Below are 15079 nucleotides of genomic sequence, written 5' to 3'. Positions count from 1 at the left end.
GGGGAGTGTGGGCTCAGGAGCCGAAGAAGCGGGCTTTGTGTGCTTCGGGCATGGCTTCACGCCATTCCCGAACAAAGCGATCGTGGACAGCAAACTCTTCTTCCGTTGAGTTGCCAATGGTTGAAATTCGAACCAGCATGCCGTCGGCAATCTTGCCTTGCAAGCCGTACCGGAGCTGCTGGATCTTGCGACTCAGCCCTGGAAGTGTCGGCGTTTCATCCAGCGTCACCCAGTAAGTGATGGGCTCATGGCGTTCTGCCAGTTTACCCACCACGCGTGCGGTCGGGATGACGTGATCGTTCAGTTGCAGCGGGCGATTGCCATGGCGCTCGACCAGGAATCCTTGCGCTGAGTAACAGAACTCGGGCCGGTGCGCAGCGGTCGAGTGGGAGTTCTGGTTCTTCCCGTATGCAATCGACAGCATCACACGGTGGCCATTCCTGTCCACATAAGTGCGATTGACCACCTCGCTGTACAGCTTGTCGATCGAGCTTTGCAGGGTGGGGTCGGCGACCACCACCATGCCAGATTCTTCTTCCTGCCACTGGCCAAATGCGTGTGGCACCAATGACTGGATGGGGGCACGGTGTCGCTCGTCGGCCATGTAGGTGTTGGGCACCATCCAGCGCGCCAGCAGCCAGCATGCACCCATCACAGCGATGGCCACCAGCACGGAGATTGGAGGACGTTTCATCCCGGGGGTCATGCTTTTTTCCTCTTTTTGTCAAACCACATCGACAGCAGGCAGTCAAACAAATAGGTCAGCACGAGGGCCACCGTGAACAGGACCATGCCCGAGAAGTTATGAGCGAAGCCTTGCCCGACTTCGTCGCCGTAGTGGTAGGTCAGCAGCACCAGGACGATGACGCGGGTGACGTTCGACAGGAACGAAATGGGCACGATCATCACCGCCAGCAGCACATTCCGTGCGCGATTGGTGTAGTTCATGACGTTCATGTACAGCAGCCCGAGGGCTTCCAGCGTGAACAGCGAATTCAAGCCCGAGCATGCGTCGGCGACCAGCAGTTGGTAATGTCCGACCGTGAGCATCACGCCCACACGCGCGATCGGGTAGTCCATCCAGTACAGCACCTGTTCGGCCACCGTGGACACCGCCAACTTCAGTGGCATGGTGATCATCTGTGTCAAGGCGCCTGGTAGCGGCATGGAAAACAGCAGGAAGAACAGCGGAAACCAGACCTTGCGCACCGCCGACCACCCATGGACCAGCAGAAGCCCGGCGATCAGCACCGGGATCTGCGACAGCGCTTCCATTTCAATGATGTTCTGCGAATGCCCAACCACGTACATCAACATGGCCAGCACCATCAGAGCGCCCGCCCAACCGGGGGCGGGGCGGGCCGAGCCCGCAAAGATGTCATGACGGCGCTGCCACGCGAGGAAAGCAGCCGCTGCGATGATCATCGGGCCATGCCCTTGATCGTCGGTGCTCCAGGTGTCACGCATCAGGACGCTGTACGTCGATGCGTAGAACAGAACATAGGCCAGAAGCCAGGCACCCAACGCCATCACCGGAAGTTCCGGTTTGACGGGGGCCCCTGAGGTGGTGCTTGAATTCATGGGCGGTACTTCAAAATCCAGTGGTCAGAACGATCTTGGGCAGCGAAGTTCCGATGGGCACTTCGCAACCGAGGGTCATTGCGGGCCCGCATTCCGGGGGGCGTGAGGCTTGGCTTCTGCGATGGCTTCCTGATAGATCGACACCAGCAAGTCATGGTTTCGGTCTTCAGTGAAATGGGTTTGGTGAACCTGTCGAGCGTTTTCACCCATGGCGGCCATGTTGTCGGGGTTGTCCAGGGCCCATTTCACCGTGCGCGCCAGGTCGGCCGAATCGCCTGGTGTGAACAGCAGGCCGGTGCGCTGGTGTTCGATCAGTTCAGCCATCGAACCGAGTCGGCTGGCGATCACGGGCAGTCCCCTGGAGAACGCCTCGACCACGGTGCGGGGAAAGCCCTCGTAACAGACGCTGGGGAGCAGCAAGAAACTGGCGCGATGCATGCACGTCAAGACTTCCTCCAGGGGTTGATGTCCCCGGTAGCGAACCCCCAGCGCTTGCCGAGTGGCTGCCTCGAAGGGACCGGTGCCCAAGACGAGCAGGTCCTCGACCGGTAACTGGTGTTTTTGCACCGCTTCCAGCAACACATTGATGCCTTTTTCGACAGAAAGTCGGCCCACATAAAGGGCGCCACGTCGTGGTGAAGCTGCCGTGTCTGGGGCCTTTGGCACAAAATTTGGTTTGATGCGGATCCTGTCGCCAGGCAAGCCTGCCTGGACGAGCTTGTCTCGCGCAAAGGCCGTCAGCGCGATGAACCGCTGAACCGTCCGGGGGTGGGTCTGGCGCCAACGGTGCACCATGATGGAGGAGGCCAGCACGGCAGACTGCACCCTGGACCCGCGGTAACACCCATGTCGAATGCCTTCCCAGGGCGTGTGCCCCAGGCAGTCTTCGCACACCCTGCCGTCCCGCAAAAAGGTGGCGCTCAGGCAGCTGAGCCGGAAATTGTGAAGCGTCTGCACCACCGGGATGCAGAGTTCATGGGCGGCCCAAAGCACCGATGGCGACATCACGAGGCTGGTGTTGTGAACGTGGATCACGTCGGGGCGCCAGTCTGCCACCCGTGCTTTGAGTTCCTGCACGCTGCGGCGGGACCAGATGGTATCCAGTGCCACTTGCCAGCGCGGCATGTGGTCGATGTCCGAGTTGTGCTTCAACCAGAGCTTGACGTCATGCCCATGTTGCTGGAGCAGGGCGACCTCAGACTCCACCACGCTGTCCTCTCCGCCCCTCAACTGGTAGGCACAGTGGATCACCAGGATGCGTAGCGTTGGCATGAGGGCGCGGTTGAATCGAAATCAGGCGGGAACACATTGTCACAGGACGCTTCCCCCCAAAAGGGGGCGCTTCCTCGGGGGATACCCCAAATGTCCGGGGTATCCCCTGGGGTTCGGGTGCCATGAGCTCGGGAATTCGGGTCTTACACTCGCTGCCTCCCCCCAGGGCGGGTGGTCAAGGACCGGAACTTGCACGGTCTGGCTGGCTCCATCACCCCAGTGAACTCTCACCCCAGAATGAACATGAACAGCAGTCTCAAGATTTTTGTCGCCGGACACCGAGGCATGGTCGGGTCGGCCATCGTGCGACGCCTTCAGTCTGCGGGGTATGCCCGTGTGATCGTGCGCAGTCGCCAGGAACTGGACCTGCTGGATCAGCATGCGGTGGCCCAGTTTCTGGCCGACGAAAAACCTGACTACATTTTTGTGGCGGCCGCCAAGGTCGGTGGCATTCACGCCAACAACACTTACCGCGCTGACTTTCTGTTCCAGAACCTCATGATCGAATCCAACCTGGTGCACGGTGCGCACCTCGCTGGTGTGCAACGCATGATGTTCCTCGGTTCTTCGTGCATCTATCCCAAGCTGGCCCCGCAACCCTTGCAAGAAAGCTCCTTGCTGACCGGTCCGCTGGAGCCGACCAACGAACCGTATGCCATCGCCAAAATTGCTGGCATCAAACTGTGCGAGGCCTACAACCATCAGCACGGGCGTCAGTACATCAGTGTCATGCCCACCAACTTGTACGGCCCCAATGACAATTACGACCTGAACAACAGCCACGTGTTGCCAGCCTTGATCCGCAAGGCGCACGAAGCCAAGCAGCGAGGCGACCGTGAGCTGGTGGTCTGGGGGTCGGGGACACCGTTGAGGGAGTTCCTGTATGCCGATGACCTGGCCGATGCCTGTGTCTACCTCATGGAGCAGGGCTATGACGGCCCCCTGCTGAACATTGGTACGGGCGTCGATCTCACCATCCGAGAGCTGGCTGAAACAGTGGCGCGTGTGGTCGGGTTCACCGGGCAGCTGGTGTTCGATGCGTCGAAGCCCGATGGAACCCCTCGCAAGCTGATGGATGTGTCGCGATTGCGAGCGTTGGGCTGGGTGGCCAAAACCCCGCTGGAACAGGGCATTGCCTTGGCCTTCCAGGACTATCTCAAGCGATACGCGAATTGATGCCAGGCAGACCGACCAGAGGCCCGAAGCCTTCGTCGGCGTCACAACACAAGATCTGAGGAATGGGGGGGAGATGTCAGTTGCACATGTATTGGCGGTTCTGAAGGCCCGATGGGCGATTCTGGTGGGCGTGGCAGCGCTGGTGTTTGGCGTGGTGGCCGGTATCACATGGTGGACGCCGAAGGTGTACACCGCGTCTGCGTCCATCTTGCTGGACGTCAAAAACATGGACCCGATCGCGGGGGCTGCGCCACAAGCCATGTTGTCTCCCAACTTCCTGATCACGCAGGTGGATGTGCTGTCGAGCACCCGCGTGTCTCAGCGCGTGGTGTCCAACCTGCGGCTGACCGAAGTGCCGGCGCTGCAGGCTCAGTGGCGCAAGAACACTGGCGGGACCGGCAGCTTCGAAGGCTACGTCGCTCAATTGATCGGCTCGGGCCTGCAGGCCCGGCCGTCCCGTGGCTCGAATGTGATCAACGTCACCTACGAATCCTCGGATCCAGCCTTTGCGGCGACGATCGTCAACGCATATGTGCAGGCCTACATGGACATCTCCATGGAGATGCGAACCGATCCGGCCAAACGGTACGGCAGCTTTTTCGATGCATCGGCCAAGGAGGCTCGCGACAAGCTGGAACAGGCTCAGCGTGTGCTGTCCGAGTACCAGCAGAAGCAGGGCATCGTTTTGACCGACGAGCGCATGGACATTGAAACCTCGCGTCTGAGCGAACTGTCCCAGCAGTACGTGAGCATGCAGGCCGTGCTGGCCGACTCGGACAGCCGGCGCACTGCAGCCGCCACGCAGGCCAATACCATGCAGGACGTGATGTCGAGTCCATTGGTGTCCAGCCTCAAGCAGGACGTGGTCCGTGCCGAGACGGCCCTGGCTCAGCTTCAGACGCGCCTTGGCGACAGCCATCCGAACACCATCGAGCTCAAGACCAATCTGGAAGACACCCGCCGCAAGCTCGAGGCGGAAGTGCGACGGGTCAGCGCCAGCATCCACACCAACAACTCGATCAACTTGAACCGTGCCAGCCAGATCAAGGCTTCTCTGGAAGAGCAGCGCGCCAAGGTGTTGAAGCTCAAGCAACTGCGTGACGACGCTGCGATGCTGCAAAAAGACGTCGACTTTGCACAGCGCACCTATGACAGCATCCTGTCGCGCCTGAATCTGACCTCGCTGGAGGCCCAGGCCCAGCAGAACAACATCCAGCCCCTGGAGTTTGCTGCGGTGCCGGCCATTCCGACCAGTCCGCGCGTCATGACCAATCTGTCCCTGGGCCTGATGGGCGGGCTGTTTTTGGGGGCTTTGGTGGTGGCGTTGATTGAGCGCATGGATCAGCGTTTGCGCACGGTTGATCAGATCGAAGTGTTGTTCCAGCTTCCGCACGTGGGGTCGTTGCCGACCTTCCGACTGGACGGTGCTCGCGGCAGCAGTCGGTGGCTGGATCGTGTTCGCCAGATGACGATGCCACGTCTGAAATTGCTCAACCGCTGAGGCTGTCATGTACAAGAACACACACCCCAACGCTCCGATGACCGAGCAACCCTCGATGATCGGCCGCGAAGCCGTCATGCCTGAGCAGGCCGAAAACTCCCTGGGCGACATCCTGCGAAGGACCAAAGGCCTGACGGCCGAGCAGGTCAAGGACGCGCTGGATTACCAGAACCTCAACGGCGTCAGGTTCGGCGAAGCGGTTGTGGCCCTTGGATTGGCCACCTCCCAGGACATCGTCTGGGCGTTGGCTCAGCAGTTTCACTACCCCTACACGCCCACCTCCGAAGGTGAACTGCACGCCGAACTGGTGGTCGCCAACACGCCCTTCAGCGAGCAGGTGGAGTCGTTCCGGGAATTGCGCACCCAGATGCTTTCCGGGCCCATGGGCCATGGCGATGACCGCAAGGCGCTGTCGATCGTCAGCAGCGACGTCGGCGATGGCAAATCGTTCGTGGCGGCCAACCTGGCTGTGGCTTTCAGTCAGTTGCCTGGGCGCACCTTGCTGGTCGACGCCGATCTGCGGAACCCACGCCTGCATGAAATCTTCGGTGTGGATGTCAGCAGCGGACTCTCGGGCATTCTTTCAGGGCGCGCTGCGGCCAATGTCATCAAGCCAGTCAAACACCTGCCCAATCTTTACATGCTGCCCGCAGGCGTGATGCCGCCCAACCCGGCTGAACTGCTGCACAGGGCTGCCTTCTCGTTGCTCATCAAGGAGTTGTTGGGCAAGTTCGATTACCTGCTGGTGGACACGCCGGCAGCCAGCTTGGGGCCTGACGCCCGCATGATCGCTGCGCACTGTGGCGCATGCCTTTTGGTCGGGCGTTCAGGGCGCACCCGCGTCGACAACATGCAGCAGTTTGTCAAGCAACTCAAAAAGTCGACGGTACGCGTTGGTGGCGTTCTCATGAATGACCACTGAGCGAGCCTCAACTTCAAGAATCACTGGGCAGGGAGAGCGGTCCATGAATCCATCCACAACCACAACCACACCCACATCAAGCACCCCAGAGCGGGGTTCCTTGTTGCCAATCAATGTCGATGTCCTGGTGCTGGCCATCGGACTGTTTGGCATGTTTGCCCTCACGCTTTACAGCCTGTTCTTCCACGAAGACGGAGGTCTGTGGAACAAGGACGAGCACAGCCATGGCCCCATCATGCTGTGCCTGTCTCTGTGGTTGCTCTGGACCCGGTGGCAGGACTTCGAAGGGACCCTGGACGGCAGCGCTGCTGGCACCTGGTCGGGCTGGGTGTTTTTCCTGATTGGGGTGGCGTTTTACATCCCCGGGCGGGCGTTGAACATCATCTACTTCGAGACCTTCGCCTTTGTGCCCATGCTGATCGGCATGGTGGCGCTCCTGGGAGGGTGGCCTTTGCTGATGAAGCTGAAGTTCCCCTTGTTCTTCATGATGTTCATGGTACCGATCCCGGGCTTCGTGCTGGATCCGATCAGCCAGTTCGTGAAGCTGCACATCTCGATCGTGGTGACAGAGATCCTTCATTTCTTCGGTTACCCGATCGCTCACACCGGCGTGGTCCTGGCCATCGGTCCCTACCAGTTGCTGGTGGCGGATGCTTGCGCAGGCATGCGCACCCTGTTCATGCTTGAGGCGCTTGGCATTTTTTACCTGAATGTGGTCAAGCACTCGTCCATGACGCGCAACGTCATCCTGGGCATCCTGATCGTTCCGATCTCTTTCCTGGCCAACATGCTGCGGGTGCTGTTTCTCGCGCTGATCACCTATCACCTGGGCGATGAAATGGGGCAGGGGTATCTGCACGGTCTGGCAGGCATTGTGCTCTTCGGCATTGCACTGGCCTTGACTGTGGGCGCAGACGGTCTCCTGCGCCTGATGTCTCGCCCGTCTCGTGATCAGCAGTTGCAAGGAGCCTGAGATGTTGTTCCAACCTCGTCGCATGGGCGTGGCGCGCCTGGTCGTGGCCATGGCCATCATGCTGGGCTCTGTCGCTGTGGCCGAGTACATCAAGCCGACCACCTATTGGGCCGACCACACCGGTGAGCCACGGTATGACCAGATCATTCCTGCGAAGTTTTCCCAGTGGGTTGCGTTGCCGTTTGAGCCTGCCAATGTGATCGACCCTGTGCAAGAGGCCAGCCTCAAGCGCATCTACAGCCAGACCTTCAATCGAACGTTTGTCCATCAGCCCACGGGGCGCGTGATCATGCTGTCGATCGCTTACGGTCGGGATCAATCCAATGACACCCAGCTCCACACGCCGGAGCAGTGCTACCCCTCTCAGGGGTTCAAGGTCGAGTCTCGAGAAGACACGACGGTGTCGACCCCTTGGGGTGACATCAAGGCTGTCCATGTCGACACACGGTTGGGCGCGCAGCGTGCAGAGCCCTTGACCTATTTCATCCGAGTGGGCAACGACGTTGCGCGCGGCTCCAAGGAGCGCAATCTGGAGCGGATCCGCATGGCCATGAAGGGCTTTCTGGTTGACGGAACGCTGGTGCGCGTCTCGGAGATCAGCACCGACGCGCAAGGCTCCTACCGTCTCCAGCATCAATTCCTGCAGGAGTTGCTGAGTTCTCTGACCCCTGATCAACGCGCGTACTTGATTGGCCGCCGCAGCATCTGACATGTCGGAGATGCTGTGAAGGTGGTGATGTCCTCGGTGGGCAAGTTCCACAGCTTCGATCTGGCCAGACAGTTGCATCGTCGCGGGCAGCTTTTGCGCATCCACACGGGATATCCGATGTTCAAACTGCGGTCGGAAGGGTTGCCTGCTGACCTGATTCAGACCCACCCCTGGTTGCGCACTCCTTACATGGCCGTTGCAGGGCGGATCAGTCTGTCTGCGCCTGTGGCGCGTGCGGCAGAGCACTGCACCATGCGTGACTTGGACCGACGTGTCAGCCGTTGCCTGGAGGCGGCCGATGTGTTCGTGGGCTTGTCAGGCGGAGCGCTGTTGTCCGGTCGAACAGCACGCGCCATGGGCATGGTGCATGTGTGTGATCGCGGCTCTACCCACATTCAGGCCCAGGCTCGGTTGTTGACCGAAGAATTCGCGCGTTGGGGTGAGCCTTGTGATGACATGCACCCGGCCACCGTGGACGTCGAACTGCAGGAATACGCCGAGGCCGACGCCATCACGGTGCCCTCATCGTTTGCCCGCAGGACCTTCCTAGCGCATGGGGTGCCGGAGGGCAAGGTCCATGTGCTTCCTTACGGTGTTGACTTGGGCCGGTTTCAGCCAAGGTCGGTGCCGGCGTCAGACACCTTCGACGTGCTGTTCGCGGGCGGCGCCAGCCTGAGAAAAGGCGTGCCTTACCTGATCCAGGCCTTCATGCGTCTGAAACACCCGGCCAAGCGCTTGAGATTCGCGGGTCAGTTTCCGCCGTCTTTGCAGCACAAGCTGCGCCAGCGCGGGCACTGGCATGAGGCCATCGAATTGCTCGGTCATTTGAGCACTGACGCGTTGTGCGAACTCATGAGCCGCAGTCACGTCCTGGTGCTGCCGAGCGTCGAAGATGGTTTTGGCCTCGTGATGGCGCAAGCCATGGCCTGTGGCTGCCCTGTGATTGCATCGCTGAACACCGGTGCCGAGGACCTCTTTGCTGACGGGCGCGAAGGCTTCCATGTGCCTGCCGCCAGCGCAGAGCACCTGTTGGAGCGGCTGCAGCAGTTGGCTGACCAGCCCGACGTCAGGCGCTGCATGGCGCAGGCTGCGCGCCTGAAGGTCGAGACCTTGAACGGCTGGGCCCAATATGGCGAGGCGGCCAGTTTGCTTTTCCAAAGGCTGCGCAGCCAGGGTGCGCGCGCGTCATGAAAATTCTCTACATCGGCGACACTTCGCCCTCTAGCACCTCGCGGCATCGATCCGATGCGCTTGAACGAATCGGTCATGAAGTCACCCGACTCAGTCCCTACCAAGCGCTGAGCAAGCACCTCAATGGATGGGCTGGCGTGCTGCATTACCGCACAGGGTATGCGCTGATCCGACGTCGGGTTCAGACGTGGGTCGAGGAAAAGCTCCAGGCGTTGCCCCCGCATGACCTGTGCTGGGTGGACAGCGGAGAGCTGTTGGATGATGTGGCCGTTCGACGCTTGCGTCTGTTCTGCGGACGGGTGGTGTTGTTCAACCATGACGACCCCACTGGCGGACGTGATGGTGCGCGGTTCAACACCTTCATGAAAGGCTTGCCCGAGTACAACCTGTGCGTGGTGGTGCGCCCATTCAATGTCGATGAGTACCTGCAATGTGGCGCGCGAGCCGTGATGCGCACCTACATGACGTACGACGAGGTGCGTCATGCGCCGGTCGATGTGCCTGACGGGCGAGTGCCCGCTCAATTCGACAACGACATTGTCTTCATCGGGCGCAACATGAATGGTGAGGGCAGGGACCTGGTGCTGCTGGCACTGATTCGTGCCGGCCTCAAGCCCGCCATTTGGGGCGACAACTGGCAGCGCTCACCGGTTTGGCCCGAGCTGGCGCCTTTCTGGCGCGGAGGCTCCATCTCTGGGCGTGATTACGTCGATGCCATACGGCATGCGCGCATCTGCCTGGGCATGCTGTCCAAAGGCAACCGGGACCAGCACACCACCCGTTCCATGGAGATTCCCTACGCAGGCGGGTTGCTGTGTGCCGAGCGCACGACCGAGCATCAGGCTTTGTACGACGAGGGCGATGAAGCGGTGTTCTGGTCTTCACCAGAAGAGTGCGTCGAAGTCTGTCGAGGTCTTCTTGCCGACCCCGCTCGCATCGCTCGCATCAAGGCAGCCGGTCGCGCGCGCGTCATCAGAAATCAGGTCGGCAGCGAGGACCTGTGTCGCAAAGTCCTGGCGCAGGTGGCTGCACAACGTGCCACCCCGCCACGGCAGCGCGTGCTGGTGATGGATGTGCAACCGGTGCAATACAAGGCGCCGGTCTACCAGATGCTGGAGGTCATGCAGCCGGGCTTGTTCGAGGTGGTCTATGCGTCCGACACCTCCGTCAAGGGCTACCGTGATGCAGAGTTCGGCGTCACGGTGGCTTGGGACACGCCGCTGATGAGTGGATATCGGCACCGGGTGATGGGCAATGAACGCGAGGGGTGCACAGGAGCGCCTCGGCAATACCATGGCCGTGGCCTGTGGGGTTTGCTGAAACAGGTGCGTCCGGCAGCCGTGATGCTCACCCAGTCCAGGTACCACTTTGACCTTTGGGCTTACACCTGTGCCGTGCTGCAAGGCATTCCGGTGCTTGTGCGGCAGGAAACGCAAGACGCCATGTTTGCCCAGCAGCGCGGTTGGCTGAAGTCGCGCGTGCGCAGTGGCCTTTATCGCTTTTATTACGCGCGTGCGCAGCACTTCTTTGTGTTCGGGCAACTCAACCGACAGCATCTGCTGGACCACGGGGTGAGGAGCATCGACACATCCGACGCCTGGTTCTCGGTGCCAGACCCGCTTGAATCTTGGGATGAGACCCGCAAGCTGGAGGCGCGCCGTGCCATGCGTGCCAGCCTGTCCATCGCCGACGATGCCCAGGTGATCGGGTTCTTTGGCAAGCTGATCGCCAAGAAGCACCCAGACCTGATTCTTGAGGCGGTCAAGCGCCTGCCGCCTGAACAGACACGCCGACTTCATCTGGTGTTTGTGGGGGCGGGCGACATGGGGCCTCAATTGCAGAAGCATGCCGAAACCCTTCATGCCGAGTGTGGTGTGCGGGTGCACTTTCCGGGCTTCATCAATCAGAGCGCTCTGGCGCCTTGGTACCTGGCCACCGACGTGTTCGTCTTGCCGTCGCGTCATCAGGGCGAAGCCTGGGGGCTGGTGGTCAACGAAGCCCTGCAGGCCGGATGCGCCGTGGCGATCACCGAGGGTGTGGGCTGTCACGTCGAGTTCGGCCGTTGGGAGAGGGTGCGGGTCAGCCCCGTCGAAGACGCCGAAGCACTGGCTCGATCTCTGGCCGAATTGTTGCCTCTGCCTCGTGATTTCTCGTGGGCGCGGCCAGGTATGGCGGCCTACTCCACGCGGGCGGCAGCGGCTTCCCTCCGGCGCGTTTTCGAAGCTTACACACCATGACCGTTGTCCATCCCATCGATTCGGCCATGCCTGACGCATCCGGTCGTCTGGCAAGTCTGCCCTTGGTCCTGAGTGGCCTGGCCTTCATCGCGGCGTTCTGGACGCTGACGATGTCACAGGCCTCGCATGCCTTGTGGGTGGGTACATTCCTGGCGTCGATGGTCGGCTTTGGTGGCTTGCTGGCCATGGTCATGGACCGCAGCTTTTCCACCCCCTGGAGTGTCTATGCGGTCAGTTTGTCTCTGGGTTATGGTTTTGGCTCGTTCAATTCGCTGATGCGAGGCTACGACCACGGCACCAGCTGGCTGGCCGTGACGTTTGCGTCACAGGCATCTGTGGCCGTGGCTTTGGGGGGGGTGATGCTCCTGACGGCTGGTTTGCTGATCGTGGGGCGGATCGACACCCACAAGCTCTTGCCCAGGCTCGAGATTTCCCCTCTGGATCGCAAGGTGGCGCTGATCCTGATGTTGCTGGTGACCTTCGCCGGTGTGGTGGCGTTTGCGGCAGGCCGCATCGGATTCCAGGGTGGCATGGGCAGCGAAGAAGGGTCCGCCCGGGTGTCTGCACTGGGGGCTGTGCTGTCGGCCAGCCTGGCCGGCGTGCTGGGCATGAGTGGTTATGTGTTTGCCCGTGAGCAGCGCAGGGGCATCCGCTGGCTCGTGATCGCTGCGGCGGTGCTGATCGGTGTCATGTTGTTCATTCAGGGGCGCCGCATTTTCATGTACGGGGTGCTTGTGGGCTTGATCGGCTTTCTGGGCGCGCGAGGTCTGAAGGGCCTGTTGACTTTGCGAACGTTGGTGGGCCTGGTGGTCATGGTCGCCTGCTTCTTTGGTGCGTCACGGGCCTACATGGCCATGCGCATCTCGGGGTACACCCTCGGACCCAATCCGACGTTGTCAGAGCGCTGGAACGGTGCCGTGGACATTCTGAAGAACGCCGAACGGACAGGGTTGATGGAGGCAACGGCTGAAAACGAAGCGACGCGCACCTTCATCCTCGGTTACTTGGGTGAACTGGTCGAGAAGTTGCAGACCCGTCCACCCATGTGGGGCGAGTTGCTGGAGTTCAATCTGGCATCGTCAGTGCCCACAGTGATCTGGCCGGGCAAATGGCGAATCATGGCGGAGGTGGGAACCGAGGAATACGCCTGCAATGCGCATCTCGCGATGCCGTTTTGGGACGGCGCCAACTCCCTGATCAGTGCTGGGCTGTGCGATTTCCTGTGGCCAGGGGTGGTCTTGTATGTGGCCCTGACACTCGGCCTGTTCGCGCTGTTCAACCGCTTGCTCGCCGGCATGCCCCCCGTGGTGCGGCTGCTGGCATGTTTTGCCACCATGGAGAACCTGCTCCAGGTCGAGGGCTCCATGACCTCAAGCTTCGTGCTCATTCGCAATATCTCGGTGCTTCTTCTGATTGCGTGGAGTGTGCAGTGGCTGGTCCAATGGCATGAATCCCGACCGTGGACGCGGCATCGGGCGATGGTCAAGACACAGAATCAAGCGGGGGAGTCTCAGTGACTCAGACTGATCTGAGCAAAAGCAAGACCCACTGGCCTGTCTCTGTGCTGGTCAGGCGGGTGATCTGGACGTATGGGCTGGAACCCTTGGTGCGTTTCTGGCCCAAGTGGTTCAGCCCTTTGCGCGTCTGGGCCCTGAGGTTGATGGGGGCTCGCATTGGCAAGTCCTGTCTGATCATGCCGGGCGTTCGCGTGCTGATGCCCTGGAACCTGGTGCTCGAAGATCACGTGGCTGTCGGCCGTGATGCGGAGCTCTACAACTTCTCGATGCTGCATGTACAGACCATGAGCGTGGTCTCCCAAAACTGCTATCTGTCAACAGGCTCCCACGATTTCGAAGACCCGCACTTTCCGCTCACCCACGCGCCCATCCGGATCGGCCGCGAATGCTGGCTGGCCGCAGGGGTGTTCGTTTGTCCTGGCGTGACCATCCCGGACGGTTGCGTGGTGGGTGCCCGATCGGTGGTCGGCAAATCTTTGCGGGCGCCTTGGACCGTGTATGCGGGCAACCCGTGTCAGCCTTTGCGCGCACGGCGCATGAAGGCTCCTGGGGGGGCAGCTTGATACAGATGGTTGCTTTTGCGCGTGAAACCTTGACGTGCCCTCGGTGCTCCAACCGTGGGGGCTTGAGTCTTGCCTGGCCTCTTGAAGGTGCGTCATGGCTGGACCTGTCCACATCCAACAACCACTCCATCCATTGGGGACGTCCGTGATTGCGCGCCATTCAGCTGCACAACGAGCAGGAGCTGCAGGGTGAAGATCCTCCTGTACTCCATCAGCTTTGCACCGGATCCGACGGGTGTCGGCAAATACTCTGGTGAAATGGCCCGCTGGCTGGTCGAGCAGGGGCATGAGGTTCGGGTGATCTGTGCGCCCCCTTATTACCCGAACTGGCAGCTCGCCGAAGGCTACGAGGCCCCCGTTTATCGCCGCGAAGACTGGCGGGGCGTCGATGTCTGGCGGGCCCCTCTCTGGGTGCCACGAGAGCTGTCGGGGCGTTCGCGCTTGCTGCACCTTCTGTCGTTCGCGGTGACCTCATTCCCGGTGGCCCTGGCGCAGCTGTTCTGGAAGCCGGATGTGGTGGTGTGTGTCGCGCCTGCACTGGTCAATGCGCCGGCCGCCTGGATGGTCGCCCGATTGAGCGGGGCCAAGGCTTGGCTGCATGTGCAGGATTTCGAAGTCGACGTGGCGTTCAGCCTTGGGCTTTTGACCGGACGTTGGGCGCGCAGCTTGGTCTGCCGGATGGAGTCTTTGCTGATGCGTCGATTCGATGTCGTGTCTTCCATCTCAAGTCCGATGCTGGAGAGTTTGCGCGCCAAAAAGGTGGCGCCAGGCAAGATCCGGTCATTCGTGAATTGGGTCGACATCTCACAGGTGCAAGTGCTGCAAAGGGCCAGTGCCTACCGCGAGGAGCTGGGTCTGCCAGACACGATGCGGGTGGTGCTGTTTTCTGGCACGCTGGGCGGCAAACAAGGACTCGATGTCATCCCACGTGCCGCCCGACTGCTGGTCGAACGAAAAGACATCTTGTTTGTGATCGGGGGTGAGGGCGTCGTCAAGCACGACCTGCAGCAGGCGTGTGAGGGACTGCCCAATGTGCGATTCATGCCGCTGCAGCCTGCCGAGCGGCTGGGTGAATGGCTGGGTTTGGCCGATGTCCACCTCTTGACCCAAAGCCCTGAAGCGGCAGACCTCGTGTTGCCGTCCAAGCTCACGGGCATGCTGGCCAGTGGGCGTCCTGTGATCGCCACCTGTCGTCAGGGCACAGAGCTGGCACGCGTGGTCGCAGACTGCGGTGTGGTCACCCCGCCAGAGGACGCACGCGCATTGGCTGCGGCCATTTGTGGTCTGCTCGATTCTCCCGAGGACAGCCGGGCACTTGGTGGGCAAGGGCGACGCTACGCCGAAGAAAATCTGTCCAAAGAGGGAGTGCTGCGTCAGTTCGAGGAAGACTGTGCAGATCTTCTGCCCGAGTTGACGGTGTCCAGAGCCCGCCACTGA

13 protein-coding genes are annotated in these 15079 nt (G+C 61.0%); 10 read left to right on the top strand and 3 right to left on the bottom strand.

The genetic code is table 11. From position 1 onward, the window contains the following. Positions 1–13: 13 nt before the first annotated feature. The 3 genes from epsI (EYS42_RS10840) to EYS42_RS10830 all read right to left on the bottom strand — a co-directional run bounded on the left by epsI (EYS42_RS10840) (position 14) and on the right by EYS42_RS10830 (position 2832). Positions 14–706, bottom strand: coding sequence for an exosortase-associated protein EpsI, B-type (gene epsI, locus EYS42_RS10840; protein WP_130968181.1), 693 nt, complete (start codon positions 704–706; stop codon positions 14–16). After that, positions 703–1581, bottom strand: coding sequence for an exosortase B (gene xrtB / locus EYS42_RS10835; RefSeq protein ID WP_130968180.1), 879 nt, complete (start codon positions 1579–1581; stop codon positions 703–705). Before xrtB (EYS42_RS10835) ends, epsI (EYS42_RS10840) begins: the two co-directional genes overlap by 4 nt. Before the next feature lie 75 nt (positions 1582–1656). Next, complete coding sequence (locus EYS42_RS10830) at positions 1657–2832, bottom strand: glycosyltransferase family 4 protein (RefSeq protein ID WP_245503607.1); 1176 nt, start codon at positions 2830–2832, stop codon at positions 1657–1659. A gap of 264 nt (positions 2833–3096) precedes the next feature. Between EYS42_RS10830 and fcl the strand changes: the two genes are divergently transcribed. The 10 genes from fcl (at position 3097) to EYS42_RS10780 (ending at position 15079) form a co-directional block, all read left to right on the top strand. Continuing rightward, positions 3097–4029: a GDP-L-fucose synthase gene (fcl, locus tag EYS42_RS10825; RefSeq protein ID WP_130968178.1), complete on the top strand. Its 933-nt coding sequence runs from the start codon at positions 3097–3099 to the stop codon at positions 4027–4029. Beyond that, positions 3986–5530, top strand: a complete 1545-nt coding sequence (gene epsF, locus EYS42_RS10820; protein ID WP_165456727.1) for a chain length determinant protein EpsF — start codon at positions 3986–3988, stop codon at positions 5528–5530. Before fcl ends, epsF begins: the two co-directional genes overlap by 44 nt. 7 nt (positions 5531–5537) lie before the next feature. Next, positions 5538–6452, top strand: a complete 915-nt coding sequence (locus EYS42_RS10815; protein WP_130968176.1) for a polysaccharide biosynthesis tyrosine autokinase — start codon at positions 5538–5540, stop codon at positions 6450–6452. Between the two features lie 100 nt (positions 6453–6552). Beyond that, positions 6553–7425: an exosortase B gene (xrtB, locus tag EYS42_RS10810; RefSeq protein WP_165456726.1), complete on the top strand. Its 873-nt coding sequence runs from the start codon at positions 6553–6555 to the stop codon at positions 7423–7425. 1 nt (position 7426) lies between these two features. Continuing rightward, entirely contained in the window at positions 7427–8134 is a 708-nt protein-coding gene (gene epsI, locus EYS42_RS10805; protein WP_130968174.1) for an exosortase-associated protein EpsI, B-type, read from the top strand. Positions 8135–8386: 252 nt separating this feature from the next. Beyond that, positions 8387–9325 (top strand): glycosyltransferase family 4 protein, encoded by a 939-nt coding sequence (locus EYS42_RS10800; protein WP_165456725.1) that lies wholly within the window; start codon positions 8387–8389, stop codon positions 9323–9325. Next, the gene (locus tag EYS42_RS10795; RefSeq protein WP_130968172.1) at positions 9322–11562 is read left to right on the top strand and encodes a glycosyltransferase; all 2241 of its coding nucleotides are present in this window, start codon (positions 9322–9324) and stop codon (positions 11560–11562) included. The genes EYS42_RS10800 and EYS42_RS10795 overlap by 4 nt, the downstream gene beginning before the upstream one ends. Beyond that, on the top strand, positions 11559–13079 hold the full coding sequence (locus tag EYS42_RS10790) for a hypothetical protein (protein WP_130968171.1): 1521 nt from the start codon (positions 11559–11561) through the stop codon (positions 13077–13079). The genes EYS42_RS10795 and EYS42_RS10790 overlap by 4 nt, the downstream gene beginning before the upstream one ends. Then, the gene (locus EYS42_RS10785; RefSeq protein ID WP_130968170.1) at positions 13076–13642 is read left to right on the top strand and encodes a DapH/DapD/GlmU-related protein; all 567 of its coding nucleotides are present in this window, start codon (positions 13076–13078) and stop codon (positions 13640–13642) included. Before EYS42_RS10790 ends, EYS42_RS10785 begins: the two co-directional genes overlap by 4 nt. 189 nt (positions 13643–13831) lie before the next feature. Continuing rightward, positions 13832–15079 (top strand): glycosyltransferase WbuB, encoded by a 1248-nt coding sequence (locus EYS42_RS10780; RefSeq protein WP_130968169.1) that lies wholly within the window; start codon positions 13832–13834, stop codon positions 15077–15079.

The sequence above is a fragment of the Aquabacterium lacunae genome, from assembly GCF_004310865.1.
Lineage (GTDB): Bacteria > Pseudomonadota > Gammaproteobacteria > Burkholderiales > Burkholderiaceae_C > Aquabacterium > Aquabacterium lacunae.
This window is presented reverse-complemented; position numbering and strand designations above follow the sequence as displayed.